The following is a 26,652-nucleotide window of genomic DNA, read 5'->3' as shown; positions in this document are numbered from 1 at the left end:
CCGCGCCTGGCTACGGCGTGTGGCAGACGGCCTCGATGTTGTTGCCGTCCGGATCCCGCACGAAAGCACCGTAGTAGGACTCGTGATACTCCGGCCTCACACGGGGAGCGTGCAGAGACTCGGCGCCGATGGCGACAGCGGCGGCATGGAACGCGTCAACGGCTTCCCGGTCGGCTGCCACGAAGGCGAGGTGGACCTCGCGCGCTTGCCCCTCGCCCGTGAGGGGGCCGAGCCACAGGGTGTGCCCGGTGGCGCCGTAACTGACAAAATCACCGAACGCCTTCGTCTGCTTCCCGCCGAGCGGCGCGAGAACGGCATCGTAGAACCGCGTGCTCGCCGCGACGTCCCGCACCTGGATCGCAATGTGATCAATCATGCGAGCCAGCTTTCCATGGACCTAGTACACCTGTCCGCTCAAAATCGCCGCCCACCGCCGCCCGAGCGCCCCGCCCTCCGGGCGCCATGGCCGCGCACCGGACCGTGAGCTCGGAACCGTCCTCAACTGTCATGGTCAGCGTCCTGCCGACAGACGCGGGGTCAGCAGCCGTCCCACCTCCGCCATGGCGTCGGGCGCGTCCGCAAGGCGGGCGTTCCAACCTGATTCAGGTCAAGTGCGTCGTCACTCCCGCTGCGTGAGTTGTGCCAAATCAGAGTAAAAGGTGCGACTGGGCCGAAGTTGCCTCGAAGGCAGTCCTTAAGCGCGTCCAGGTCGGCGCCGTAGTATCCGCCGGGGCCGTTCATGGCTTCACCCAAAGCGCAGTACAGGGCAGCCGTGTCGGTGACGTGTGCGCCTTCGACGATGAACTCGTCGCTACCGGTGGCGGGGAGGGGATAGTGCCATGCGGCACGCAGGCGAGCGGCGTCCAGCCAAGCAGTTCTGCCTTCCTCGTCGAGTCTTGCCCAAACCCGGGGCTCATGCCCGGTGGTGTCCTCACGCCAAATGGACCAGATCTCTTCCGTACGGGCTCGCGGGAGGTCCCACAGATATCCTGTGACGCGGAGGTCGACCCTGCCTTCGCCGTGCCGGAACTCCTCCACGATCTTTGCGCTTCCGATCGTGTACGCGGCTATGGGTTGACCCGTGCTATTCAGGACGCGTAGTTCCAAGGTTTCGGGGGCCGGTGGATGGGCCGGCGACGCAAGCCTCTCAGCTTTGGGGGCATGGAAGGTGGCGAGTTCGGATTCGTTCCCGAAAAAGCCCTCCGTCGTCCGAAGCGCGTACAGATCGATTCCTGTTTCAGTGGAGTCAGAAGGAATGGTGAGGTGAGTCGTACGCTCAACGCTGCTCCTTACGACGGAAAACGGCCAGAGCAACGTGCAGATCCTACTGGGAACGGCAGTTACAGGAAATCGACCTGAAAAGTGCCTCCCGCGCGCATTCGGATCGGAAGGATCTGACACCCGTCACCGGATTCGGAGCCCGTGCTCAGTGGATGTTTTCCAGCCACCGAGCACCCTTTTCTGTGTTTGCCAGCCACCACAACGCCCCCATGGGGTCCCAGTCATGGGACTCGCATCCCTCCTTGAACCTGGCAACAGAGTCGTCTACGCCAAGTGGCCAAGGTTCGAAACCTGTGTGGCCGAGATCACCGATCTCCATAACTTCTTCCCTCAGGAGTTCCCTCAGGAGCTCAAGGGAGACATCCCTGAAGTCTTCTCCGCGAGGGCTGGCGAACTCCTCGGCCACCCCGATGAGGAAGTCAACCATGACCCAATCGTCTTCTCCTTCGATTAGCATTTCCTTCACCAGTGGGATGAGGTGATCCTTCATGTCTCTTCTTCTCATTGCGACGGGTCTATGTGGACCTTTCTCGGTTTCTTGCTTTCTGGCCACCTCATATCTATGGTTGCGCCACCCGAATCGGATTCCGTCCTCCATTGGATCACGGTTCCATCGTCGAGTTTATATACCTCGGGTACCTTGGGGCCGCGGGCAGGTAGCTGTTCCGCGCCTTTCGTCCAATTGTCAAACAGCTTGCGAAGTTCCTCGTGGGTGTCGACCAGTCCAGTTCGGTTAGTAGTTCCTTGCCGTAGGTCCCTGAACTCCTGTCGTACTTCCTGAGGGCATTTAGCCAGTCCAAGCGGGTCACCCCACGTGTGGGGATTGTGTGCGTATGTATACGGAGAGGGAGAAGGGGCGAGGCCGAGCGGGTCCGCGGTGATATATCGACCCGTCTCGGGGTCGTAGTACCGGAAGTAGTTGAAGTGCAGGCCCGTTTCCGGGTCGGCGTATTGGCCGGGGAAGCGGAGGGGGCAGTCGGCGGAACCGGACGGGGCTGGGAGAGGAGTACCCCAGAGGGTGGTGCGGGATTGCCAGGCGAGGTCGCCCTGGGGGGTGAGCAACTCCGTGGGGGTGCCTACCGGATCGGTGACGACGGCGTGGAAGGCCGGTGTGTCCAGTAGGGGTTCGCGGGTGGTTTGGGTCAGGGGGCGGTGGGTGCCCGGGGCGTAGTCCCACGTCGTCGTCGTGCCGTCCGCAGACGTCTGTTCCGTGACGCGGGTGCCGTCCCAGGTGAAGGTGACCGAGTCCGTTCGGGAGTCAGGCCCGGACTTGGAGACGCGGCGGCCCAGAGGGTCGTAGGCGTAATGCCAGGTCTCACCCTGGGGATTGGTCGCCGATATCAGGCGGTCCTCGGCGTTCCACCGAAAGGTCCAGGCGTGCGTCTGGCCGTTGAGGAGCTTGCGGGTCTTGCGTATGAGGCGGCCGGCGGCGTCGTGTTCGTACCGCGTGCGGCCCGCACGGCGGATCAGGGTGCCGTCGTGTTCGCGGGGGCCGGGGGAGGGGTGGGCCGGGGCTTCGGCGTGGGACTGGTTGCCGACGGCGTCGTAGGCGTACTTCTCGCTCCAGCCGTGGGCTTGGACGCCCACCACGCGCCCCGCCTTGTCCAGGTCGAAGCGACGTGTCCCGGTCGTGAGCTCGCGGATCTCCGTGAGGTAGCCGTCGGGGCGGTAGGCGTAGGTGCGGTGCTGGAGGACCTCCTCCCCAGCGGAGTGGATCGTCTGGTGCGTGAGACGGTCGGTGGCGTCCCAGCGCTGGGCCAGGGTGGCCGACCCGGCCGGCCCGGCCGATCCGCCGAGGCGGCGGTGCGTTTCGCGGCCCGCCGCGTCATACGCGAAGGAGAGCGTCCCTCCCTGCGTGGACACCTCGACGGGGCGGTCCGCCGCGTCATGGGACCACGTCGAAATGTGCCCTGCGGGTGTCGTACGGCGCACGCGTCGGCCTGCCGTGTCGTAGGCGTACGACGTCCGGCGGCCGTTGACCGTCTCGGACAGTACGCGCCCCACCGCGTCTCGCTCCAGCACGACGTCCGTCGCCGCGTTCGTGGCGCGGACCACCGCGCCCGCCGCGTCGTAGGCGAACGTCGTCACCTCGCCGCCGGTCTCGTCGCGTTGCTCGACGGGGCGGCCGTGGGCGTCCACGGCGTAACTCAGCTGCTCACCGCAGGCGTTGGTCCGGACGCGGAGCCCGCCCGCCGCGTCCAGCTCATAGGTCTGCGTCGCCCCGTTGAAGTCCGTCTCCGCGACGAGGCGGCCTGCCGCGTCGTACTCGTAGCGCCATTCGCGGGCCTGCGGGTTGGTGACTTTCACCAGGCGGAGTTCGGTGTCGTACGTGAATGTGTATTCCGCACCGTCCGGGTCGCGCCGGGTGGCGGGGAGGTCGAAGTGGGTGTGCGTGTACGCCGTGGTGTGTCCCGCCTCGTCCGTGTGGGCGGCGAGGTTGCCCTCGCCGTCCCAGTCCCAGGACTCGCGGGTTGCGTCGGGGTTCTCGCGCCAGGCGGGTTTGCCCTCGATGGTCCAGCCGTGGCGGGTGGTGTTGCCGAGGGGGTCGGTGAGGGCGGTGACGAGGCCGTGCGGGCCGCGGCGGACGTGGGTGGTGTGACCGAGAGGGTCGGTGACGGCTGTCGGGAGGCCCGCCGCGTCGGGGGCGACGGTCGTCGTGTGACCGAGCGGGTCGGTGAGGGAGGTGAGGTGGCCGGTGCCGTTGTAGGCATAGTGGGTCACCGCCCCTGCGGGGTCCGTCGTCGAGGTGCGGTTGCCCGCGTCGTCGTACGTGTGGCGCCACACACCACCGTTCGGATCGCGGACCTCCAGCGGGAGGCAGTCGTCGTCGTAGACGGCGGTGATCGCGCTGCCGTCCGGGCGTTCGATTCGGGTGGTGTTGCCCAGGTCGTCGTACACGTAGCGGGTCGTGTGGCCCAGCGGGTCGGTGACGGTGACCGGGTGGCGGTTGGCCTCGTCCCACTCCGTGAGCGTGGTGTGGCCGAGCGGGTCGGTCACCGAGACGGTTCTGTACGCCTCGTTGTAGACGTAGACCGACTGGTGGCCGAGAGAGTCCGTGTAGCGGGTGGTGCGGGCTGCGTCGTCGTAGTGGAAGCGGCCGGAGAGGGTTCCGTCAGGTCCGACCGTGCGCAGGACCCTGCCCCGGTGATCGTAGACGTAGCCGAATGTCGTACCTCTGCGGTCCTCCCAGGACGTGATGCGGTGGTGGTCGTCGTAGCGGTAACGGAGCGGCAGGCCTGTCGAGTTGATGACCTGGTCGAGGTTGCCTGCCGCGTCGTAGCCGTACGTGACGAGGGTGGTGCTGCGTTCGCCGTGGAGCAGACGGAGAGCGGTGACGCGGAGGAGTCCCGGGTCGGTGTCGACGGCTATGCGGTAGCCGCCGGAGTGGCTGACCTCTTGCGGGGCGCCGGCCGCGTCGTATGTCACGTCGATGCGGTTGCCCGCGCGGTCGGCGATCGCCGCCAGCGGCAGCTCGCGGCCCCCGGCGGGCAGCGGTACGAAGTGCAGGACGCGGTTTTGCTCGGGCGCGGTGATGGTCATGGTCCCGTCGCGTTTGCCGTCCCAGTGCAGCGGCCAGCGCGGGCCGGAGAGGGGAAGCGTGGGGGTTTCCGGCTGCGGGACGGGGTAGGTGAGCAGCTTCCCGTCGTCGGCTATGTAGACGATGCCCTGGTCGTCGAGTTCCAGCCGTTGATCCAGTGTGCCCGTCCAGCTGGGCCCGAACCAGCCGCCGCAGGCGTGTCCTGACGAGAAGAAGCGGGTCAGCAGCAGGGGCAGCACGCCCGGCAGGTGCACGTCGGTGGCTGAGGTGAACATCTCTCCGGTCGCCACGTCGACCGGCTCGTTGACGCCCTCCCTCTCTGTGTTGCCCTTGTTCTCCCTCTCCGGATCGCCGTTCGCGCGCTCGCGGGCGCTGCCGTCGCGGCGCAGCGCCTTCTCGCGGCTCGCCAGTCGTTGGGCGGCGCTCTTGGCGGAGGCGGCGCCCTTGCGGAGGGCTCCTCCGCCGCCGGTGGCCAGGGCGAGGAGGAGGTCGGGGGTGAGCTGGCCGGCGGCGCGTGAGGGGTTGCGCTGCCATTCCTCCCAGTTGGTGACGGCTTTGGCGAATTCTTTGGGGTGGTGGGCGGCGTAGGCCGCGCCGTCGACCATGCCCGCCAGTTGCAGGGAGGCGCCGTCGGGCCCGTCCTCGACCAGGTACTCGAACTGCTTCCACAGACCCTTGGCGCTGTCCCCCATGCCGCCGAGGAACTCGCCGGTCTCCTTCTTGAAGCGGTTCCAGCCCTTGGGTGCGTTCGGAGCCTTCCGTGTCGCCTTCTCGAGCTTGCGTTTGGAGTCGTCGATGACGGTCTGGAGTTCCTGCTCCAGGGTGTCGAGGCGCCGGTGGCAGTCCTCCATCGCCGCCATACCGGGGTTCTCCGCCGGCGGCTTGTCGGGGAGGTTCTCGTCCTTGCGCTCGACGGCCTCGGCGTAGGCGGCGTCCTGCTTGACGTACGCCTTGGAGGCTGCCCGGGCGGCGTCCGCGTCCGCGATGATCGGCTTGAGCCGCTTGTGCACGGATCGCAGCTTGTCGGCGTAGGCGTCCAGCGCGGACGCGGCGGAGGTGAAGTACTTCTCGGCCTTCTCCAACTCCTTGGGCAGGTCCGAGCTGGCCTTCTGGAACTGGTCCGAGGCGGCACCGGTCCACGGCAGGAGGGACAGGTCGGTCAGCTTGTCGTAGCCGTCCTTGAACGCGCCGGCGTATGCCTTGAGTTTGATGACCAGGTCGTCGACCTTGTCGGGGTCGCCGTAGATGACGTCGCTGGGTTTGGCGTGGGGCGGTATGCGCTCCCGACCGCCCTCTGTGACGTCCTTGCCCGTCACGCGACCGACCCTTTCCGGCCCCCGTCGACGACCCAGCCCGCGCCGCCCTCGCCGGCCACCCGGTAGCGGGGGTTGGCCGGCAGGTCGCCCGTCACCGTCGTACCGTCACCGTCAGCCCCACCGCCGTCCCCGACGCTGCTGCCGCCGTCGTCGTCCAGCCAGGGTTCCTGGTAGATCTCCGGAGGCGGGTCGAACGTCGGACGGTCTCCGTCCTTCCAGGCGCGCAGTCCGTGCTCGCCGAAGGGGAGTTTGGCGATGTTGTCCTCGGTCGGTGCGAAGTCCTTGACCCGCAGCAGGTCCGCCATCATGTACGCCGCGATCACCTGCCGCAGTGTGTCCACGATCACGTCCGTGTGCTCGGCCACCCGGCCCATGCCGAAGCCCCACTCCTCCAGCATGTCCTTGGCGGGCTGCTCGATGTCGAACACGGCCGCGGTGGTGATACCACTGGACAACGACTTCCAGTCATCCTTGATCTTGTGCGCCGCCACGACCGACTCCTCCAACGGCCGCAGGATCTTCCGCACCGCGGCGATCTCGATCGCATAGCCCTCACCCGGCCTCGGATCGCCCCCGCCGCCCGGACCGCCGCCCCCCTCGTCACCTGCCACGTTTACCGCCCCTTCGCCCCATCCGGATCCGCCACGTCAGCCGCGTCCGTCGGGTCCGCCACGTCAGCCGCGTCCGTCGGGTCCGCCACGTCAGCCGGGCCCGCCAGCGTGGTGCCGTCCAGCAGGAACGGCTGCTCTCCCAGCGGATCGACCAGAGCCCGTACCCCCTCGGGCAACAAGCCGACCAGGTCCTCGGCCGTGGTCGACGCCCATCCGCACGCCCCCGCGAACAACGCCAACCGCTGCCACGAGGTGAATACCGGAACCACCGGCCCCTCCGACGTCTCCGTCACCAGAAATCCGGGTGTCTCCGGGCGCTGGAAATACAGGCGTACGTCGCGCAGTTGCGCCAGCTTCTCCGCCGGAGACATCCGCGCGACCGCCGTCTCGCGGACCAGGTCCCGCAACGACATTCCCTGCCCCCCATCCGAAGCGTGACCAGTCGGGAACCCATCGTATGTTCGCACGCGGGTGCTGCCGCCGACGGGGCCTGCGGGGGCTCGGTCAGCGTCCCGCCGACAGACGCGGGGTCAGTAGCCGTCCCACCTCCGCCATGGCGTCGGGTGCGCCCAGGGCGCTGTGGGCGTAGGGCAGGTCGTGGACGGTGAGCGGGCCGGTGATGAGGGAGTGCCAGGCGTCGGGGGCGGGGCGTGGGGCGGGGGCGGCGAGGGGGTCGGGTTCCGTGGCGCGGAGGTAGAGGGCCGGGCCCTCGTACACGGACGGGGTGTAGGTCGGCAGCAGGGCCGCGTAGTGGGACAGCATGCGGGTGACGGCGCTCAGTTGGGCCTCCCCGGCCGGCCCCGAGCCGAGGGCTTCGGTGACCAGGCGGCGGACCAGGTGGGGGTGCGCCGCGGGGTCGACGCGCAGCCGCGGGTCGAGGGGGGCGGCGTCCAGCAGGGCCAGCAGCTCCACGTCCTCGCCCTCCTTTTGGAGGTGTGCCGCCATCGCGTGGGCCAGCGCGCCGCCCAGTGACCAGCCCAGCAGCCGGTAGGGGCCGCGGGCCTGTACGGCGCGGACGCGGGCGACGTACTCGGCGAGCAGGCCGGGGAAGGTGGCGGCGAGCGGTTCGCGGGTGTCGCGCAGCCCCTGGGCCTGGAGGGCGTGGACGGGGACGGAGGGCGGCAGGTGCGGGGTGAGGGTGGCGTAGCACCAGCCGAGCCCGCCGGCGGGGTGGACGCAGAACAGCGGCCGGTCCGCACCGCCCGCGCGCAGCGGCAGCAGCATGGCGTAGGCGTCGTCCGTGGTGCCGCACGGGTCGCTCGCGGTGTCGAGGAGTTTCGCGAGCTGGCCCGGTGTCGGCGCGTGGTAGAGCGCTCCGAGGGAGACGTCGGCGCCCAGTTCGGTGCGGATGCGGTTGAGCAGGCGGGTGGCGGTTAGGGAGTGGCCGCCCAGGGCGAAGAAGTCGTCGTCCAGGCCGGTTTCGGGGACGCCGAGTACGGCGGCGAAGAGGGTGCACAGGGTGCGTTCGCGCAGGGTGCGGGCCGCGCGCGGGGCGGCGTCCGCCGCGGGGGGCGCCGTCGCGGTCCGTGTGGGCAGCGCGGCGCGGTCCAGTTTGCCCTGCGGGGTGAGCGGCAGCGCGTCGTGGGTGACGTACACGGCGGGCACCATGGCGGCGGGCAGGCGGCCTGCCGCCCAGGAGCGCAGTTCGGCGCCGACGAGGCCGGTGGCGGGCTGCGTGTCGTCACCGGGGACGCGCGGCGCGGGCACGATGTGCGCCGCCAGGTGCAGCGGGCTCTCGGGGGTTCCGGTGCGCTGTGCCGCGACGGCCACGTGGGCGACGCGGGGGTGCGAGGCCAGTACGGCCTCCACCTCCCGGGGTTCGATGCGGACGCCGCGCAGTTTGATCTGCTCGTCGGCGCGGCCCAGGTACGCGAGCATGCCGTCGTCGGTCCAGCGGACGAGGTCGCCGGTGCGGTACATCCGCGCACCGGCCCCCGCACCGGCCCCCGCACCGGCGTCGGCGTCCGGCCGCTCGCCCGTGCCCGGCTCGTCGTCGCCGCCGGCCCGTCCCGTGTACGGGTCCGGCCCCGCGTACGGGTCCGGCCCCGCGTACGGGTCCGGCACGAAGCGTTCCGCCGTCAACGCGTCGGCGCCCAGGTAGCCGCGCGCCACCTGGGCGCCGCCCAGGTAGAGCTCGCCGCGTGTTCCGGGCGGGACCAGGCGCCCGCAGTGGTCGAGTACGTAGGCGCGGACGTTGTGCTGGGGCCGTCCGATGACGGGCTCGTCCCGCTGCGCGTCGAGGCGGCACCACACGGCGTCCACGGTGCACTCGGTCGGCCCGTAGTAGTTGAGGACGGTGGTGGCGGGCAGTGCGCGCAGCCGCTGCCACAGTGCCTTGTCGAGCGCCTCGCCGCCGACCATGAGGGTGCCGGGCTGGTGCCTGCCGGGTGCGAAGAGGCCGGCGTCGAGGAGTTGGCGCAGGTAGGAGGGGGTCAGGTCGAGGAAGTCGAGGCGCCATTCCTCGATGCGGGCGACGAGCGCGGCGGGGTCGTGGCGCACCCTGTCCTCGGCCACGTGCACTTCGTGGCCCGCGGCCAGGAACAGCCAGGCCTCCCAGGAGGTGTCGAAGGAGAACGACGCCGTCAGCGCGGCCCGTAGCCTGCCGCCGCCGGTCCCGGCCACCGCCTCGGCCTCGGCCCCGCGGGCGGCGCGCTCCCGCGCCGCCGGGGTGATGAGGGAGACGAGATGGTCGTGGAAGAGGTGGGTGAGCTGCCGGTGTTCGACGACGACACCCTTGGGGCGGCCGGTGCTGCCTGAGGTGAACGCCAGGTACGCGGCGTCCTCGGGGCGCGGGGGCCTGGTCAGGTCGCCGGGCGCGGGATCGGTGGCGGGCTGGGTTTCGAGCAGGCGCCTCGTCGGCGGAGCGTCCGTCACGACGACGGGCACGGCGCACCGCGGCCCGGCTGTGCCCTCGCCCGGCAGGCGGGCGGCCGTCTCCTGCTGTGCCAGTACGCACAGCGGCGCGGCTTGCGCGAGCATCGTCCGGGTCCGTTCGGCCGGGTGTCCGGCCTCCAGGGGCAGGCAGGCGGCGCCGGTCTTGAGGACGGCGAGGACCGCGACGGCGTAGGCCTCGGTGCGGGGCAGGCCGAGGGCGATGGTGGTGCCGGGCCCCGCGCCGCGGGCGAGGAGCAGGTGGGCGAGCCGGTTGGCCCGCGCGTTCAGCCGGCGGCGGGTGAGGACGGCGGCTGCGCCGGCGGGGCCGCAGACGACGGCGACGGCGTCGGGCTCCTCCCGTACGCGCTGCTCGAACTCGGCGTGCAGCGGCGTGGCGGGGACCGGGAGCGCGGGCCCGCGGCCCCAGGCGAGCACCTGGTCGCGTTCGGCCGGGGTCGCCACGTCGATGTCGGCCACGCGGCGTGTGCTCTCACAGGTGGCGAGCGTACGCAGCAGGGAGAGGAAGCGGCGGTGGTGGGCGGCGACCTCGGCGGCCGGGTAGGTGTCGGGGTCGGCCTGGAAGTCGATGCGCAGGGAGCCGTCGCTGGGGCGGTCGTAGACGTTGACGCTCATCCCGGTGACGGGGCCGTTGGAGAGGTTGTGCAGGACGGCCGGGTGGCGGCCGAAGCTGACCTGCGGGTCGTAGACCATCACGTTGATGCCCCAGTCGGCCATGCCGCCCGCCAGCGTGGGGGCGGCCTTCAGCTCCCGCACCATGTCCCAGAAGGGGTACCGCTGGTGCCGTACCAGGCCCTTGGCCTGCGCCGCCGTGCGCCGCAGCAGGTCCTCGACGGTGCCCGCCGAGGGCGCGGGGACCCGCAGCGGCAGCACGTTGGCGAGCATGCACGGCACCTCGCGGGTGGCCCCGCCGCGTGCGGTGACGGTGACGTCGAGCATGACGTCACCGAAGCTGCCGGGCTCGCCGGGGCTCCCGGAGCTGACAGTGCCGTCGGACGGGGCGGGCGCAGCGGACCCCGCGGCCTTCGCGGCCTCCGCGGCCTCCGCTGCCTCCGCTGCCTCCTGTACGTGCTCCCGCTCGCCGAGCCGGTCCACGTACAGGGCCAGCGCCGCCATGGCCGCGGTGGCCAGCCCGGTACGGGCGCCCCGCGCCAGGGCGCGCAGGCCTCGCGCGGCCTCGGCTTCGAGGTGTCCGCTCTCCCGCACGAACCGGCGTGCGGGGCGCAGCCAGTGCGGTGAGGCGTGCGCCGAGGTGCCCCAGGCGGCGAGCTGCTCGGCCCAGTAGGCACGGTCGCGGGCCATGCGTGCGGAGCCGCGGTAGTCGGCCTCGTCGGCCAGCGCCTGCGCCAGCGGGGCGAGGCGCCCGTCGGGTACGGGTGCCCCGCTCTCCAGCGCGGTGTAGAGCTGCGCCAGCCGCGGCAGGAAGAGCGTCATGGAGAAGCCGTCCATGACGATGTGGTGGATGGCCATGTAGAGCGTGTACCGGTCGTCGGCCGTGCGCAGCAGCGTGAAGGTGAAGGCCCGGGCGTGCCGCGGGTCCACGGGAACGCCGAGGTCGGCCCACATCAGGGCGTGCGCGGCGGCGGCCGGGTCGTCCTCGCCGCGCAGGTCCACCAGCGGCAGCGGCCAGTCCTCGCAGTCCTCGACGACCTGCCGCACGTGCTCCTCGGGTCCCGTCGCGCCCTGACGCTCGTCCGTGGTGAACCGGACGCGCAGCGCCTCCGTCTCGGCGACGGTGCGCCGCAACGCCCGCTCCAGCAGCTCCGGATCGACCGGACCCTGGATCTCCAGAGCCTCGGCGGCCCGGAAGCACGGGTTGTCCGGGTCGAGTTGCTGGGCGTACCACATGCCTGTCTGCGCCGCCGTCAACGGCAGCCCTTCTCCGCTGCCGACCTGTCCCATCGAAACCAGCTCCTGATTGCGCCACACCGTCTGGGAGCACAACGAGAGGAGCTGTCAGAGGGCACCTTCCGACCGTGGGGCCGGTGTTCAGGGCTGTGCCGGCGCCGCCGCGCGCCGACTCGCGTACAGCGTGATCCCTCCCGCCAGCACCATGGCGCCCAGCGCCAGCGCGACGGTCGCGCTCCAGCCGCCCGCGGCGAACGCGGCGGCGCCCAGCGCACCGCCCAGGGAACTGCCCACGTAGTAGGACATCTGGTAGAGGGCCGAGGCCTGCGCGGGGCCGTGGGTGGCGGTGCGGCTGACCGAGCCGGAGGCCACCGCGTGCCCCGCGAAGAACCCTGCCGTGATCAGGACGAGCCCCGCGACGACGGCGGCCAGGCTGTCGGCGAGGCTGACGAGCAGGCCCGCGGAGGCGGTGCCGATCCCCAGGCAGAGGGTTCCGCGCCGGCCCAGCCGGGCGTTGAGCCGCCCGGCGGTGGCCGAGGCGAGCGTGCCCACCAGGTAGATGACGAAGATGGAGCCCACCAGGCCCTGGGAGAGCCCGAAGGGGGCGGCCACCAGCCGGTAGCCGATGACGGTGTAGACGGCGCCGAAGACGACCATGAACAGCAGCCCGATCGCGTACAGCCGCAGCAGCAGCGCGTTGCCCAGGTGGGAGCGGACCGTCGCGGCGACCCGGCGCGGGTGCAGCGGCACGGGGGTGAAGTGCCGTGCCTGCGGTACCAGGAGCCGGAAGGCGACCGCGCACAGCAGGGAGGTGACGGCGACGGCACCGAGCCCGGCCCGCCAGCCCCACGCCTCGGTGACCCAGCCGGTGAGGATGCGCCCGCTCATGCCTCCCACGCTGTTGCCCGCCACGAACAGCCCGACGGCGCCCACCAGGTGGCTGCCGCGTACCTCGTCGGAGAGGAACGCCATGGCCGAGGCGGGCACGCCGGCCACCGCCGCCCCCTGGAGCGTCCGCAGGGCGATGAGGACCGGCAGGCTGGGGGCGAAGGGGACGACGAGCGCGAGCGCGACCGCCACCGCCATGGAGACGGTCAGCATCCGGCGCCGGCCGAAGCGTTCGGACAGCGCGGCCAGCGGCAGCACGGCGACGGCCAGTCCGACGGTCGCGCCGGAGACGGTCCAGCTCGCCTGGTCGGGTGAGGCGTGCAGCGAGCGGGAGATCTCGGGCAGCAGCGCCTGGGTGGAGTAGAGCAGGGCGAAGGTCGACAGTCCGGCGGCGAACAGGGCGAGACGCATCCGCCCGTGCCCGGAGTCGCCGGGGCTCAGCTTCGTCGCGTCGGCGGCCTCAGCCGTCCCCTCGGCAGGACACGAAGAGGCGTCCACCGGCTGGGTGGACGCCCCGGTATCGAGAGCAGGCATGACACGAACGTACGAACTCTCCTCTCATCCGTCCAATGCATGAAAGTGCGAGAATCGATGCTCGTCCGCATCACCGCAGGTAAGGGCCGCCCGTGTCACCCTCCCGTAGCGTCGAAGACAGCTCCGTCACACCGCGGCCGCTCTCGGTCGGCGCGACGGCGCCCACGGTGTACGCGCTCACGCCCCGCCTCGCGCAGTTCGCGGCCGTCGCCCGCCACGAGCACGTCACCCGCGCCGCGCAGGAACTCGGCGTTCCGCAGTCCTCCCTCAGCCGGTCCCTTGCCCGGCTGGAGGCCGACCTGGGCGTGGCCCTCTTCGCCCGCCACGGCCGCACCGTCTCCCTCACCCCGGCGGGCCGCACGTTCCTGGCCGCCGCCGAGCGGGCTCTGACCGCCGTCGAACAGGGCGCCGAAGCGGTGCGCTCGGACGCCGACCCCGCCACCGGCAAGGTCGCCTTCGGCTTCCTCCACACCCTCGGCTGGGAGACGGTCCCCGAACTGCTGCGCGCCTTCCGCGCCGACCACCCGCGCGTCCGCTTCGCCCTGGTGCAGAACTACGGTGACGCCATGCTGGAGCGGCTCCGAGCCGGAGAGCTCGACCTGTGTCTGACCTCGCCCGTCCCCGACGCCCCCGACCTGGTCGCCCGCCGCCTGGACGAACAGCGGCTGCGGCTCGTCGTCCCCGACGACCACCGGCTCGCGCGGCGCAAACGCATCCGGCTCGCCGAGGCCGCCGAGGAGTCCTTCGTCACCCTGGAGCCCGGCTACGGCATGCGGCGCATCCTGGACACGATGTGCGCCGAGGCCGGGTTCACCCCCCGGATCGCCTTCGAGGGCGAAGAGGCCGAGACCATCCGCGGGCTGGTCGCCGCCGGGCTGGGCGTCGCACTGCTGCCCCCGCCCGTCTTCCCCCGGCCCGGCGTACGGGAGGTGACGGTGACCGCGCCGCGCGCCGTCCGCGAGATCGGGCTGGCCTGGTCAGCCGGGCGCCCCGACACGCCGCCCGTGGCCGCCTTCAAAGCGTTTCTGCTCAGCCGCAGGGGCCAACTCCTGCGTGCCGAACCCACCCACCACCCCGCCCCGGAGGACAACCGATGACCCCTCACCCGCACGGCCCGGCCGCTGCCCATGGACCCGACGCCGCCCATGGCCCCGGGCACGCCCACGGGGGTGGCGCCACCGGTACCGAACCGGACTGGGAGGCCCTCGCCGAACACCTCGAACGCGAGGCCGAACTGAACGTGCCGTTCCTCGAGGAGGCCGCCGCCTGGCTGCACGACCTCACGGGCAGCCGCGAGGTCACCCGCGTCCTCGACCTGGGCAGCGGCCCCGGCGTCTCCACCACCGCCCTCGCCCACGCCTTCCCCGGCGCCGAGACGGTCGCCGTGGACAGCGCCCCCGGGCTGCTGGAGCGCGCCCGCGCCCGCGCCGCACGCGAGGGGCTCGCCTCCCGGATCACCACCCGCTCCGCCGAACTCCCCGACGGCGTAGCCGACCTGGGCAGCGCCGAACTGATCTGGACCAGCAACGTCGTCCACCACCTCGGCGACCAGCGCGCCGCCCTGGAGACGTTCGCCGGAGCGCTGCGCCCCGGCGGTGTCCTGGCCGTCCGCGAACGCGGGCTGCCCACCCGCTACCTGCCCCGCGACATCGGCCTGGGCCGCCCCGGCCTCCAGGCACGGCTGGACGCCGCCGAGGAGGACTGGTTCACCGCCATGCGCGCCGAACTGCCGGGCCACACCCGCACGGTGGAGGACTGGCCCGCGCTGCTCGTCGCCGCCGGGCTGACCCCGACGGGCAGCCGCACCTTCCTCACCGACCACCAGGCCCCCCTCGACCCGGTCGCCCGCGCCCACGTGCGCGGCCGCCTCGAACGCTTCCGCACCGGCCTCGCCGACACCCTGGACGCCGACGACCTCGCCACCCTCGACACGCTCTTGGACGACACCTTGCCCGAAGGCGTCCTGCGCCGCCCCGACGTCTTCTTCCTGACAGCGACGACCGTGCACACGGCGGTACGCACCTGACCCGCGACGCCTGGCGCGCCCGCGCACGAGCTACCGCAAACTCTTGCCGAAGCCGCTCGCCAGCGGCATCCGCAGGCCCAGGGGCGGGGGAGCCGCCAGGGCGTCGGTCAGGGGCCGGCACAGGTCGCGGGCACACAGGGTGCCGAGGACGAAGTCCCGGGTGAGCGCGGAGACCTCGGCCGCGTAGCCGCGCAGCCCGTGTCCGTCCGTGTGCACCTCGAACCGGCACACCCGGGCGTTGACCTTCTTGGCGCGCTCGGCGAAACGGAAGGACAGTTCCGGGTCGCTCCGCGCGTCGTTGGTGCCGTGCACGAGCAGTACGTGACGGCCGCGCAGATGCCGTACGGGCTCCGCGTCGTCCGTGCCGTCCGCACCGTCGGCGCCGTCCAGCACGGGACCGAGCGCCACGACGGAGACCACCGCGGGATGGCCGGCGGCGCGCAGCGCCGCACGCCCGCCGACGCCTCTGCCGACCAGGCAGACGGGAACGTCACCGTACCGGCGTACGACCTCTTCGACGGCCCACTCGGCGTCCTCGGCGTACGCGCACCCGATGCGCCGGGCCCGACTGTCCGTGGCGGTCAGGGCCTCACCGAGAGCCCCGGCACCGTCGCCCGCCGCCTCGCCGGGGGGCGCGTCGGCGCGCGGACCGGGCTTTCCGATGTCCTCGACACCGCCTGCCCCCGGGGCCTCGACGTCTCTCCGGGCCTCGGCGCCGCCAGGGGCCTCGACGCCGCTCTCCACGGAGTCGGCTCCCGCGCCCCCGGCGCCCGGGGCGGAGCGCGCGCCCCCGGGCGCGTCGGACGACGGGCCCTCAGCCGCGTCCCGGCGGGTGGCAGCGGCGCGGTAGTGGACGACGTGCGCGGTCAGCGGATCGTCCCGCGTTCCGGCGCGCCCCAGACGGCGCGCCAGCGGCAGCGCGGCGGCCGCCGCCAGCGCGGAGCCGCGGAGCGCGCCGCCGCTGTCGCCCGGCAGGACGAGCACGACGGCGTGCGGTGCCTGCCCCACGGCCCCGTGGGGCCGTCCCAGGCGTGCTTCCCTCTCGGGCAACGCTCGCTGAGCCATGGCGCAACAATGGCACGCCGCCGCGCGGAGGGAAGGGAGTTGACGCAAGGGAGTGGGGAAACCGCGTGGAAACCCCGGGGAACGAGGGTCCTGAACGCCCCGAAGGCCCGGAACCACGGGTTCCGCACGCACGTGTTCCGCACGCACGTGTTCCGCACACACGGGTTCCGCACACGCGGTGCACGCACACGGGCGCCACGCGCACGGGTTGCCCGCACGCGGATCACCCGTAGCCCCCCGCCCGGGGCCAGGCGAGCGCACGGAACCGGACCACCCCGAAAACGCTCCCTCGTTCCCCATGCGTTCTACGCGCGTAGGAGCTAGAGTGCCGTGATGGTAAGCGAATCCGAGAGCACCGTCCCCCAGGGAGTCGTCCCCGGGGGTGTCGTCCCCACCGCGGAGCAGATCAGCCGCGCACCGAAGGTTCTGCTCCACGATCACCTCGACGGCGGGCTGCGCCCCGCGACCATCGTCGAACTGGCCCGCGAGGCCGGTTACGACGCGCTGCCGGAGACCGACGCGGGACGGCTGGAGAGCTGGTTCCGCGAGTCCGCCGACTCGGGCTCCCTCGAGCGCTATCTGGAGACGTTCTCGCACACGGTCGGCGTGATGCAGACCCGCGACGCGCTCTTCCGCGTCGCCTCGGAGTGCGCGCAGGACCTGGCCGCCGACGGAGTCGTCTATGCCGAGGTCCGCTACGCGCCCGAACAGCACCTGCTGGGCGGCCTGACGCTGGAGCAGGTCGTCGAGGCGGTCGACGAGGGCTTCCGCGAGGGCGAACGGCTGGCGCGCGCCGCGGGCCACCGCATCCGGGTCGGCGCGCTGCTGACGGCGATGCGGCACGCGGCCCGGGCGCTGGAGATCGCGGAGCTGGCCAACCGCTACCGCGACCTGGGTGTGGTCGGCTTCGACATCGCGGGCGCGGAGGCGGGCCACCCGCCCACCCGGCACCTGGACGCGTTCGAGTACCTCAAGCGCGAGAACAACCACTTCACCATCCACGCGGGCGAGGCGTTCGGGCTCCCCTCGATCTGGCAGGCCCTCCAGTGGTGCGGCGCCGACCGGCTCGGGCACGGGATGCGCATCATCGACGACATCCAGGTCGGCGACGGGGGAGACGTCAAGCTCGGCCGCCTCGCGGCGTACGTGCGCGACAAGCGGATCCCGCTGGAGCTGTGCCCCTCCTCCAACCTGCAGACGGGCGCGGCGTCTTCGTACGCCGAGCACCCCATCGGGCTGCTGCGCCGGCTCCACTTCCGCGCGACGGTCAACACGGACAACAGGCTCATGAGCGGCACGAGCATGAGCAACGAGTTCGAGCACCTCGTGCGGACGTTCCGCTACACGCTGGACGACATGCAGTGGTTCACCGTCAATGCCATGAAGTCGGCGTTCATTCCTTTCGATGAACGTCTCGCCATGATCAACGACGTCGTCAAGCCGGGATACGCGGCCCTCAAGGCGGAGTGGCTCTTCCCCACCGCCGCGGTCTGACGCCCGGTGACCAGCGCTTCCGCCGCCGCCCCGCGCCCCGCGGGCGGCGGCGGAAGGCGTCGGGCGCCCCGCCGCGGATCCCGTCTCGACGGCGACTTACGGCGTCGCCCGCGTGTTTGCGACTCCTCGGAATTCCTGGCTACGTTCGCCGGGCTGCTCAGGCCCCCGGGCCGCTGGAGCCCCGCACCGGGGCACTCAAGCCCTGTTCGAGCTGCTCAAAGCCCCCACTCCGAGGACGTAGACACTGATGAAGCAGGTAGCCAAGAAGACGCTGGGCGTCGCCGCGCTGGGTGCGGCCGCCGTCGTGGCCGGCGCGGGTTCCGCCTCCGCCGCCCCCACCGACATGCTCGGCGGCGCGCCCGCAGGCAAGGCCCTCGGTCCGGTCGCCGAGACCGCGGGCAAGACCGTGGGCGACCTTCCGCTCCGGGAGGCCACCCAGGGCCTGCCGGGCGGGCTGTCCCAACCGGTGGGCGTCGCCCAGCAGGCGCTGTCCGGGGCCCTGACGGGTACCCCGCTGGACGCGACCGAGACGGTGGCCGACAACGCGCAGAAGTCCACCGAGGGCAAGAGCTCGGCCCCCGGCGGCGGCATGCTCGGCGGCCTGCCCCTCGGCAAGGCCCTCCCGGTGGGCGGCTCCCACTGACGCAGCGCGGCGGTGGCCGCCGCTGAGGCAGGCTGCCGGGCCGACGACGGCGGCGCCCCGAAGGGGCTCTCCACGGCGGAGGGGCTGCGTCACCCGCGACGGGTGACGCAGCCCCTTTTCGTTCCCCCTTCGCGCGGCGAACAGCCCGTCCCCCGGCGGTCAGTGCCCGAGGTAGGCGAGCACAGCCAGCACCCGGCGGTTGGCATCCGCCGACGGGCTGATCGCGAGCTTGGTGAAGATGCTCGCGATGTGCTTGGCGACCGCGCTGTCGCTCAGATGCAGACAGGCGGCGACGGCGGTGTTCGACCGGCCCTCGGCCATCAGCGCGAGGATCTCGCGTTCGCGGGGCGTGAGCGTGCCGATGGTGCCGCGGGCGTCGCTGCGGGACAGCAACCGGGAGACGACCTGGGGGTCCATCACCGTCCCTCCGGCGGCGACCCGCAGGACCGCGTCGACGAACTGCTCGGTGCGGGTGACCCGGTCCTTGAGCAGGTAGCCGACGGCGCCCTCGCCTCCGGCGAGCAGCTCCTTGGCGTACAGCGTCTCGACGTACTGCGAGAGGACGAGAACGGGCAGAGCGGGCCGTTGCCGACGGGCTTCGAGGGCGGCCCGCAGCCCCTCGTCGGTGTAGGTCGGCGGGAGGCGCACATCGACGACGGCGAGATCCGGTGCGGCATCCGACGCGTCGAGCAGCGCGCGCAGCAGCGACGGGCCGTTGTCCACCGCGACGACCTCGTTGCCGTACTCCTGCAGTGTGCGGACGAGCCCGTCCCTCAGCAGGAAGAGGTCTTCGGCGAGGACAATGCGCACGGAATCTCCATCGTCAGCGTGGTCGGCCCGCCGTGCGGGCTGTGCAGGGTGAGGGTGCCGTCGAAAGTGTCCAACCGCCTGCGTACGCCGAGGAGGCCGGTGCCACGGGACGGATCGGCACCTCCGCGGCCGTCGTCGGTGACCGTGGCGCGCAGCAGGCCGCCGGCGTGCGTCAGCACGATGCGGACCTCACGTGCGGCGGAGTGCTTCGCGGCGTTGGCGAGCGCCTCGCTCACCGCGAAGTAGGCGGCCGACTCGACCGGCGCCGCGAAGCGGCCCGGCAGCCGGGCCTCGACGTGGGCGTCGAGGAAGCTGTCGAGAGCCAGCGAGCGGATGGCGTCACCGAGACCCCGGTCGGTGAGGATCGGCGGGTGGATGCCGTGGACGAGGGCACGCAGATCCGCCAGGGCCTGCTCGGAGGTGGTGCGCACGTCCAGCAGCAGTTCGCGCGCCGCACCCGGGTCCGTCTCCAGCAGCCGGGTCGCCCGGTCGACCGTCATCCCGAGGGCGACCAGCCGGGCCTGCGCGCCGTCGTGCAGATCCCGCTCGATGCGCCGCAGTTCGGCCGACAAGGTGTCCACCGCCCTGGCCCGGGTGTCCGCCAGGTGCTCGACCCGCCGGGCGAGCCGGGCGCCGCGGGAGGCGGAGAGCAACGGCCGGCCCGTCCTGGCGTGGAGCCGCAGTACGGCGGGGGCCATCAGCAGCCCCGCGGCCATCAGGGCCAGGCCGAGCGCCAGCGCGGCGAACACCGTCGACGAGTCGTGTACGGGAACGAACGCGTACCAGTTGCCGTCGCCGAGAAGCCGCCAGATGAACGGCTGCACCAACACCCCGAACGCGCCGTACTCGACCAGGGCGAGCGGCACCGCGACCAGCAACCCGCCGACGAGCGGCTCCACCCAGGCCCACGCCAGGTCGCGCCAGAACCCCTCGTCGGCGAGCACCGCCCTCGCTCGCGCGCGGGCGTCGCGGGCCGGGACGTCGCCGTGCGGGGGCTCGGGGCCGCTGACGTGGAGGCCCGTCCACTTGGCGGCACGGGTCCTGGAGCGGTCGGACAGTGCCCGCAGCCGGCGTGCGGTCGGCGGCAGGAGCCACAGACCGGCCCCCACGGGCAGCAGCAGGAGGGCGGACACCACCAGCGCGCCGGTCACCCACACCGCGACGGCGTGCAGCCCGGCCACCTGGCACCGGCCGAGGGCCGTACCGGCGCGGGAGACGAGCGCGCGCGGCTTATCGAACATCTCTCATGATCACCGGCAGCCTAGCCCGTACGGACGCGGCCGACTGCGCCCCAGAAGCAGCCGACCGCGCCGCACGAGCGGTTGTCCACGCCCACACGGCCGCGGCCAGCAGACACGAAGAGCCGAAGACCACCATGGGGAGCACCGCGCCGGACTCCTCGTCCATACACAGCAGCATGCCGAGGTTGATCAGCGCGTGAAAACCTCCGGCGAGCAGCAGCCGCGAGCTTCCCGCCAGATCGAGGGCCAGGCCCAGCACCACCGACATGGAAACCGCCGCCACCAGGAAGGACACCGCGTACACCGGGTGCCGCGCGAAGATCTGCACGTGCCAGACGCCCCACACGATGCCTACCGTCACCGAGGCGCCCAGGGGGCCGAACCGGGTGCGCAGCAACGGCTGCAGCAGACAGCGCCATCCGATCTCCTCACCGCACGCCCCGAGCAACTGCGCCGCGGCGATCAGTGCGAACGGCGCTTCGGGCCGCGCGAGTCCGGCCTCACCGGTCAGCGCCGCGTGGAGCGCAGCGCTCACGACGATGATCACCGGCGCGGTGGCGAGCAGCAGCGCCCCGCGGGCCCGAGCCGGCCCGGTCCCCGCGAGCACCTCCCGCAGCCGCCCGGGCCACAGCAGCGCGACGACACCCACACCGAGAGCGGGGCCGAACTGCGTCAGCTGAACGACTTCGCCGGGTATCCGCGTCAGGGGCTGCACGGCCCCCAGCACGCCGGCCGCCGAAAACGCGACGGCCACGTACACGGCCATCGCTGTGAGGTCGAGGGATCTTTTTCGCATGGCACCGACGATGCCGCCGCGTCCGGTGGACGCCACTGCAGTTGATTGCCGAACAGGGGTGTATCCAGGTACACCCCTGCGGCGACCGGTGGTCGACTGGCCTGGTGCCGGACACCCGCGCGCCAGGCCACATCGTCACCCGCGTCGTCACCCGCGTCGTCACCGTGCGTGCGGGGGGCTGTCCTCGGATCCGTCGGAGGCTGCCGTGCGACGCGGCAGGGTCACCACGCGGACCTGTGGTGCTGTCGCTCGCTGGGGAGCAGCACCCACAGTGCCAGGTAGAGCAGGCACTGCGGTCCCGGCAGGAGGCACGAGACGAGGAAGAGGACGCGCACCGTGGTGGGCGTGGTGCCGAAGCGCCGTGCGAGGGCGGCGCAGACGCCGCCGATCATGCGTCCCTGTTCGGGGCGGGCCAGTGCGGGCATGAGGCTGCTCCTTCGTCGGTCGTTCTCTCTCTGTCTTCCGACGATAGAACGGACCAACGGGATGAACATCGCACTACGGTGCCATTCCGACCCTGGTGGCTCTCGGGGGCGACCCCTGGGAGGTCTCCTCCCGCAGGCGTACACCGGTGCCGGTCCGACGCTCGGCCGTCCCGGACCGCTGCCCGCCGTCCGGCAGGCGGCCTCCTCCGCTGCGGTCGCCCCAAGAGCGCAGGCCGCGCCGCACCAACGGGAAGACGAGCCCGGCCGCCAGCGCCACTCCCGCGGTGTTCAGCAGCACCGTGTCGACGTCGAGGAGCTGCCCCGACACCCCTGTCTGCGCCAGCGTGAGCCCCACTGAGAGCATCGCCCCGGCGAAGGTGGTGCGCGCCACGGTGCCGGGGAGCCTGCGGTGCAGGCGTCCTGTGGCCAGCGGCAGCAGCACCCCGAACGGTGCCGGCAGCAGCAAGGCGGGGCCCAGCGCCTCCAGCGCGGCCCGCGGCCCGTCGGCGAGTTCGGCGCGGATGGTGGCCAGCGGTTGCAGGTTGGCGGGCGCCATCCAGGGAACCGAGAGGGGGCGCAGCGTCAGCCAGCCGACGAGACACAGGTGTACCGCCAGCAGGAGGAGTCCCACGGCGCGGATACGGGAGGCGGAGGTCAGGCCGCCGGAGCCAAGGCGCTGCACGCCATCAAGGACGCCAGCGCGTTCCGCCGCGGTTCCTTGCGGTGTCCTGAGCGGGTCAGGACTGTGTCACACGCGTGTCCCGGCCCGGGCCGCCGCACGCGTCCCACCGCCTCATGCACTCCGCCCGCGCGTGTCCCGGCTGCCGCCGCCGTACGCCCCGCCACGGGTGCCGCTCACACCTCCGTGCCCGACGTCTCGGCCGCCTCCGGCCGAGTCCGCAGTGCGGCACCGCACTCGTAGCGCTTCAGCGGCGCCTTCGTCTTCCCGGCCGCCTTCTCGTCGCCGTCGCCGTCGCTGTCGTCCGACGGGGAGCCGGCCGGGCCGCCGAGGACCACTCCGTCGTCGGCGTCGGCCGCCGCGGTGTCCGCGTACGTGCACACCAGCTGTGCCAGCGCGAACGACGGCAGCTCGTCCGGTGGCCGGTTGAGCCGCAGCGCCTCGTCCGGGTCGCCGTCGGCGGCCGGCTCGACCGTCAGGTCGTCGGGCACGGCCGTGGTGAATCCCGCCGCACCCTCCGTGGTGCGCGGCTGCCGCTTGAGCTCCTCCAGCAGCTTCCGCGCCACCGGCAGCCGCTGCGCGGACGAGCGCCCCTGCGGCATCCGCACCTCCCGTTCGACGGGCGAGACGCGGGAGCCGCACACCAGGTAGACGCGGACGAGTGACCGCGCGCCGCCCGCTTGCGGGCTCTCGTGGTCGTCGGGCAGCACGCAGCCCACCCGGGAGGGGGCCGCGCCGGCGTCCACGGGGACGGAGGTGGCGCGGATGCCGCAGCCGGTCGCCATCGCGGCGAGGACGCACAGGAGTATGAGCGGCGCCGGGCGCCCGCGCCGGGCCCCGGCAGGTGTCCGGGCGAGCGGCCCCGGCGGTGACTGCTTCCGCCGTGCGGAGCGGCTCATCGGTCTTCTCCCTCGTCCTGAGCGCGGTCGCCGCCGTGGCGCGGGTGCTCGCCGGTGCCTTCGCCGTTCTCGCGCTCCCACTCCTCGGCGACGCGGCGGGCGTCCCTGGGCAGGTGGAGGGTGAAGACCGCGCCGCCCTCGCCGCTGGGGGCGTTGTGCGCGGTGATCTCCCCGCCGTGGATGTGGGCGTTCTCCAGCGCGATGGAGAGGCCGAGTCCGCTGCCCTCGGAGCGGGGGCGGGAGGCGCTCGCCTTGTAGAAGCGGTCGAAGACGTGCGGCAGGACGTCCTCGGGGATGCCGGGGCCCTGGTCGGCGACCTCGATGGCCAGTTCGTCACCGTCCCCGCCGTCGGGCCGCTCGCGGGTGTGCACCGACACCCGCACCGGGGAGCCGCCGTGCTTGAGGGCGTTGCCGATCAGGTTGGCGAGGATGACGTCCAGCCGGCGCGGGTCGAGCCGGGCCATGATGCCCCGGTCCGCGTCCAGCTCCACCGCGTCCAGCCAGGCCCTGGCGTCGATGCAGGCGGTCACCTGGTCGGCCACGTCCACGTCGTCCAGCACCAGCCTGGCCGTGCCCGCGTCGAAGCGGGTGACCTCCATCAGGTTCTCGACCAGGTCGTTGAGCCGCCGCGTCTCGCTGACCACCAGCTGTACGGCGGGCGCGATCATCGGGTCGAGATTGTCCTGCTCCTCCTCCAGCACCTCGGTGACCGCCGAGATCGCCGTCATCGGGGTCCGCAGCTCGTGCGACATGTCGGCGACGAACCGCCTGCTGGACGCCTCCCGCGCGCTCAGCTCGGCCACCCGCTGCTCCAGCGAGGCCGCCGCGTCGTTGAACGTGCGCGACAGCTCGGCCAGCTCGTCCGTACCCGAGACCCGCAGCCGCGTCTCCAGCTTCCCCTCGCCGAGCCTGCGCGCCGCGTCGCCGAGCCGCCGCACCGGGCGCAGCACCGTCGTCGCCGCGGCCTGCGCCAGCAGCATCGCGCCGATCAGCGCGAGACCTGTGGCGATCCCCAGCGACCAGCCCAGCGAGCTGAGATCGTCCCGCTCCGGGGCCAGCGACTTGAGCAGGTATCCAGTCGGTGTGGGGTCTTCGCCGATCACCTTCGCGCCGCCGACCAGGTACGGGTCGCCGTCCAGCGTGATGCGCTGCCAGTACAGGTGGTAGGGGTGCTTGTTCTGCTTGGTGACGGGGCGCTTCTCCTCGACCGCGTGGCGCAGCCGGTCCGGCACGTCCCCCAGGGCGAAGTCGTCCAGGTTGGAGGCCGCGGCGCACCGCTTGCCGCTCTCCGTCTCGTCGACGAGCAGCACCTGGTAGTTCTGCGAGCTGCGCGCCATCTTCGCGGCCGCCTCGCGCAACTGCCCGCAGTCGACCTTGCGGGGCAGGTTGCCCGCGTTGTCCTCCATCGCCTTGCGGAAGTCGTTGAGCGCCGCGTTCTGGGCGCGGGTGAGAACGGCGTCGCGGTTGAGCCAGTAGGCGATGCCCGAGGCGGAGACCGCCGCCGTCAGTGCCACCAGCGCGAAGACGACGACGAGGCGGAGCCGCAGCGACGGCAGCAGACCGGCGAGCCGGGAGCGCAGGCGCGCCCCGAAGGAAGGGGCATCGGTCACTGCGCGGTTCCGTTCTGCGTGCTCGTACGGTTCTGTGCGCCCCTATGGTTCCGCGTGCTCGTACGGTTCCTGCTGGTGCGGTCCGTCACTGCGGCGGGTCCAGCCGGTAGCCGACGCCGCGCACCGTGCGGATCAGGGTGGGGGAGGAGGGCACGTCCTCGACCTTGGCGCGCAGCCGCTGCACGCAGGCGTCCACGAGACGCGAGTCGCCCAGGTAGTCGTGCTCCCACACCAGACGCAGCAACTGCTGCCGGGAGAGGGCCTGCCCGGGGCGTCTGCTCAGCTCCAGCAGCAAGCGCAGCTCGGTCGGCGTCAGTTGCAGGTCCTCGCCGTTCTTGGTGACCGTCATCGCCGCGCGGTCGATCACCAGCGAACCGAAGGTCGCCGCATCGTTGGACTCCCGCTCGCCGCGCCGCATGACCGCGCGGATCCGCGCGTCCAGCACCCGGCCCTGCACCGGTTTGACGACGTAGTCGTCCGCACCGGACTCCAGGCCCACGACGACGTCGATGTCGTCGCTGCGGGCCGTCAGCAGGATGATCGGCAGCTGGTCGGTGCGGCGGATGCGGCGGCACACCTCGAAACCGTCGATGCCGGGCAGCATCACGTCCAGCACGATCAGATCCGGGCGCTGTTCGCGCAGCAGCTTGAGGCCGTCCTCACCGGACGCGGCGGTCGCCACGCGGTGCCCCTGGCGGGTCAGACCCATCTCCAGGGCGGTACGGACAGCGTCATCGTCCTCGATCAGCAACAGGAAAGGCACGCGCGCCATTCTGGCCCATGGCGGCCCCATACTTCGACCGGCGGTCGGCCCCCGGCAGCGACACGCCCCGCGACCTGCGCTGTGTGTGACCCGCCGCCCCTTGTGACACCGCTGTGACAGACGGGGGACCTCGCCATGAAATCGGGGCGGCAAGGTTTATCCCACAAGCAAGCGACCGGTTGGCTCCGAGGGGGCGCGAGATGAACACACTGCACAGCACCAACACCAGCGCAGTCCTTCACACGCGTCTGCACGTCCCCGCGGTTCCCGCCACACAGAACCGGTCGGAGATCTCCGGCGCCGAGACGGGCACAGCGCTGCTCGACCACGGCCGGGAACTCGGGGGGACACGGGGGTGTCCGCGCGGCACCGGACGGATGCGTACGCGAACGGTCTTCGGGCCCGCGGTCGAGGGGCTGAGGGGAGACGCCCCGGGGGGGAAGACGGGGGACCGGGGGGAGCCGGGTCACACCGGCGACACGTCGGGTCATACCGGCGACACGGGGGAGAACGGGAGCGAGGGGGGCTCCCGGGGCAGTGGTGAGTACAGGAAGGCGACGGCTCTCGGCACCGTCGAGGAGCCCGGGGGGACTCCGGACGCGGACGCGGACGCCGAGGCGGCGTTCACCGCCTACGTGCGCGAGCGCCGTGCCTCCCTGTACGCCACCGCCTACCACCTGACCGGCGACCGGTTCGAGGCGGAAGACCTGCTGCAGAGCGCGCTCTTCTCCACCTACCGCGCCTGGGGCCGCATCACCGACAAGGCGGCGGTCGGCGGCTACCTGCGCCGCACCATGACGAACCTGCACATCAGCGCCTGGCGCCGCCGGAAGCTCAACGAGTACCCGACGGAGGAGTTGCCCGAGACCGTGGGGGAGCAGGACGCGATGCGCGGCACCGAACTGCGCACCGTCCTGTGGCAGGCCCTCGCCCGGCTGCCCGAACTCCAGCGCACCATGCTGGTCCTGCGCTACTACGAGGGCCGCACCGACCCGGAGATCGCGGACATACTCGACATCAGCGTCGGCACGGTGAAGAGCAGCATCTGGCGCTCCCTCCGCCGCCTGCGCGACGACGAGGTCCTCAGCTTCGGCCGTGACCAGGAAGAGAGCTTCGACGAACTGGTCGCCTGACCGAAGCGGCCACACGCACGTCCACCTGACCCCGCGGGGACATGGGGCACAGGGGGCTACGGGGGAAACAACGGGGATACGGGGGACACGGGGGAGCAACGGGGAAAGGGAGAGAGCGGTTCCGCCTGGACAGGGGGTCCAGACGGAACCGCTTTCTTGC

At 72.2% G+C, this 26,652-nt stretch carries 22 protein-coding genes; 5 read left to right on the top strand and 17 right to left on the bottom strand.

Translation table 11 applies throughout. From position 1 onward, the window contains the following. Positions 1 to 10 precede the first annotated feature (10 nt). The 8 genes from DTL70_RS19900 to DTL70_RS19865 all read right to left on the bottom strand — a co-directional run bounded on the left by DTL70_RS19900 (position 11) and on the right by DTL70_RS19865 (position 12,908). A complete protein-coding gene (locus DTL70_RS19900; protein WP_114023341.1) occupies positions 11 to 376 on the bottom strand; it encodes a VOC family protein in 366 nt (121 codons plus the stop codon). A 161-nt stretch (positions 377 to 537) separates the two neighbouring features. Beyond that, the gene (locus DTL70_RS19895) at positions 538 to 1,314 is read right to left on the bottom strand and encodes a barstar family protein (RefSeq protein ID WP_245979482.1); all 777 of its coding nucleotides are present in this window, start codon (positions 1,312 to 1,314) and stop codon (positions 538 to 540) included. Positions 1,315 to 1,426: 112 nt separating this feature from the next. After that, on the bottom strand, positions 1,427 to 1,771 hold the full coding sequence (locus DTL70_RS19890) for a hypothetical protein (RefSeq protein WP_114023340.1): 345 nt from the start codon (positions 1,769 to 1,771) through the stop codon (positions 1,427 to 1,429). An 11-nt stretch (positions 1,772 to 1,782) separates the two neighbouring features. Continuing rightward, complete coding sequence (locus DTL70_RS19885) at positions 1,783 to 6,135, bottom strand: DUF6531 domain-containing protein (protein ID WP_114023339.1); 4,353 nt, start codon at positions 6,133 to 6,135, stop codon at positions 1,783 to 1,785. Next, positions 6,132 to 6,746 carry a hypothetical protein gene (locus tag DTL70_RS19880; protein WP_114023338.1) on the bottom strand — a complete coding sequence of 205 codons (615 nt, stop codon included), beginning with the start codon at positions 6,744 to 6,746 and terminating at the stop codon, positions 6,132 to 6,134. Before DTL70_RS19880 ends, DTL70_RS19885 begins: the two co-directional genes overlap by 4 nt. 2 nt (positions 6,747 to 6,748) lie before the next feature. Continuing rightward, positions 6,749 to 7,159: an SseB family protein gene (locus DTL70_RS19875; protein ID WP_114023337.1), complete on the bottom strand. Its 411-nt coding sequence runs from the start codon at positions 7,157 to 7,159 to the stop codon at positions 6,749 to 6,751. 91 nt (positions 7,160 to 7,250) lie between these two features. After that, positions 7,251 to 11,540, bottom strand: a complete 4,290-nt coding sequence (locus DTL70_RS19870; RefSeq protein ID WP_114023336.1) for a non-ribosomal peptide synthetase — start codon at positions 11,538 to 11,540, stop codon at positions 7,251 to 7,253. Between the two features lie 87 nt (positions 11,541 to 11,627). Next, entirely contained in the window at positions 11,628 to 12,908 is a 1,281-nt protein-coding gene (locus DTL70_RS19865; protein ID WP_114023335.1) for an MFS transporter, read from the bottom strand. A 92-nt stretch (positions 12,909 to 13,000) separates the two neighbouring features. Here DTL70_RS19865 and DTL70_RS19860 point away from each other — a divergent pair, with 92 nt between their 5' ends. Together DTL70_RS19860 and DTL70_RS19855 are read left to right on the top strand one after the other, a co-directional pair. Further along, positions 13,001 to 14,005, top strand: a complete 1,005-nt coding sequence (locus DTL70_RS19860; RefSeq protein WP_181861002.1) for a LysR family transcriptional regulator — start codon at positions 13,001 to 13,003, stop codon at positions 14,003 to 14,005. Next, the gene (locus tag DTL70_RS19855; RefSeq protein WP_114023334.1) at positions 14,002 to 14,934 is read left to right on the top strand and encodes a class I SAM-dependent methyltransferase; all 933 of its coding nucleotides are present in this window, start codon (positions 14,002 to 14,004) and stop codon (positions 14,932 to 14,934) included. The genes DTL70_RS19860 and DTL70_RS19855 overlap by 4 nt, the downstream gene beginning before the upstream one ends. A 30-nt stretch (positions 14,935 to 14,964) precedes the next feature. Here the strand turns inward: DTL70_RS19855 and DTL70_RS19850 are convergent, their stop codons facing one another. Then, complete coding sequence (locus DTL70_RS19850) at positions 14,965 to 15,678, bottom strand: alpha/beta hydrolase family protein (protein ID WP_425470391.1); 714 nt, start codon at positions 15,676 to 15,678, stop codon at positions 14,965 to 14,967. Positions 15,679 to 16,332: 654 nt separating this feature from the next. Here DTL70_RS19850 and DTL70_RS19840 point away from each other — a divergent pair. Then, complete coding sequence (locus DTL70_RS19840; RefSeq protein WP_114023333.1) at positions 16,333 to 17,493, top strand: adenosine deaminase; 1,161 nt, start codon at positions 16,333 to 16,335, stop codon at positions 17,491 to 17,493. A gap of 247 nt (positions 17,494 to 17,740) precedes the next feature. After that, entirely contained in the window at positions 17,741 to 18,136 is a 396-nt protein-coding gene (locus DTL70_RS19835; protein ID WP_114023332.1) for a hypothetical protein, read from the top strand. Positions 18,137 to 18,295: 159 nt separating this feature from the next. Here DTL70_RS19835 and DTL70_RS19830 read toward each other — a convergent pair whose 3' ends face one another. From DTL70_RS19830 to afsQ1, 8 genes are all read right to left on the bottom strand, one after another. Beyond that, complete coding sequence (locus DTL70_RS19830; protein WP_114023331.1) at positions 18,296 to 18,946, bottom strand: LuxR C-terminal-related transcriptional regulator; 651 nt, start codon at positions 18,944 to 18,946, stop codon at positions 18,296 to 18,298. Continuing rightward, on the bottom strand, positions 18,910 to 20,187 hold the full coding sequence (locus DTL70_RS19825) for a sensor histidine kinase (protein WP_114023330.1): 1,278 nt from the start codon (positions 20,185 to 20,187) through the stop codon (positions 18,910 to 18,912). Before DTL70_RS19825 ends, DTL70_RS19830 begins: the two co-directional genes overlap by 37 nt. Further along, a complete protein-coding gene (locus DTL70_RS19820) occupies positions 20,177 to 20,983 on the bottom strand; it encodes a CPBP family intramembrane glutamic endopeptidase (protein WP_245979481.1) in 807 nt (268 codons plus the stop codon). Before DTL70_RS19820 ends, DTL70_RS19825 begins: the two co-directional genes overlap by 11 nt. A 221-nt stretch (positions 20,984 to 21,204) precedes the next feature. After that, complete coding sequence (locus tag DTL70_RS19815) at positions 21,205 to 21,408, bottom strand: PspC domain-containing protein (protein WP_114023328.1); 204 nt, start codon at positions 21,406 to 21,408, stop codon at positions 21,205 to 21,207. A gap of 73 nt (positions 21,409 to 21,481) precedes the next feature. After that, a complete protein-coding gene (locus DTL70_RS19810) occupies positions 21,482 to 22,090 on the bottom strand; it encodes a VanZ family protein (protein WP_114023327.1) in 609 nt (202 codons plus the stop codon). A gap of 173 nt (positions 22,091 to 22,263) precedes the next feature. After that, positions 22,264 to 22,986: a hypothetical protein gene (locus DTL70_RS19805; RefSeq protein WP_245979480.1), complete on the bottom strand. Its 723-nt coding sequence runs from the start codon at positions 22,984 to 22,986 to the stop codon at positions 22,264 to 22,266. Then, entirely contained in the window at positions 22,983 to 24,596 is a 1,614-nt protein-coding gene (locus DTL70_RS19800; protein WP_114023326.1) for a sensor histidine kinase, read from the bottom strand. Before DTL70_RS19800 ends, DTL70_RS19805 begins: the two co-directional genes overlap by 4 nt. 85 nt (positions 24,597 to 24,681) lie before the next feature. Further along, positions 24,682 to 25,359, bottom strand: coding sequence for a two-component system response regulator AfsQ1 (gene afsQ1, locus DTL70_RS19795; protein ID WP_181861001.1), 678 nt, complete (start codon positions 25,357 to 25,359; stop codon positions 24,682 to 24,684). Between the two features lie 200 nt (positions 25,360 to 25,559). On the opposite strand from afsQ1, the gene DTL70_RS19790 reads away from it, so the two are divergent. After that, positions 25,560 to 26,492: a SigE family RNA polymerase sigma factor gene (locus DTL70_RS19790; protein ID WP_114023324.1), complete on the top strand. Its 933-nt coding sequence runs from the start codon at positions 25,560 to 25,562 to the stop codon at positions 26,490 to 26,492. The last annotated feature ends 160 nt before the right edge of the window (positions 26,493 to 26,652 follow it).

Source organism: Streptomyces diacarni, assembly GCF_003323715.1.
GTDB classification, from domain to species: domain Bacteria; phylum Actinomycetota; class Actinomycetes; order Streptomycetales; family Streptomycetaceae; genus Streptomyces; species Streptomyces diacarni.
The sequence above is the reverse complement of the archived record's forward strand: the minus strand, read 5'-3'. Positions and strand labels throughout refer to the sequence as shown.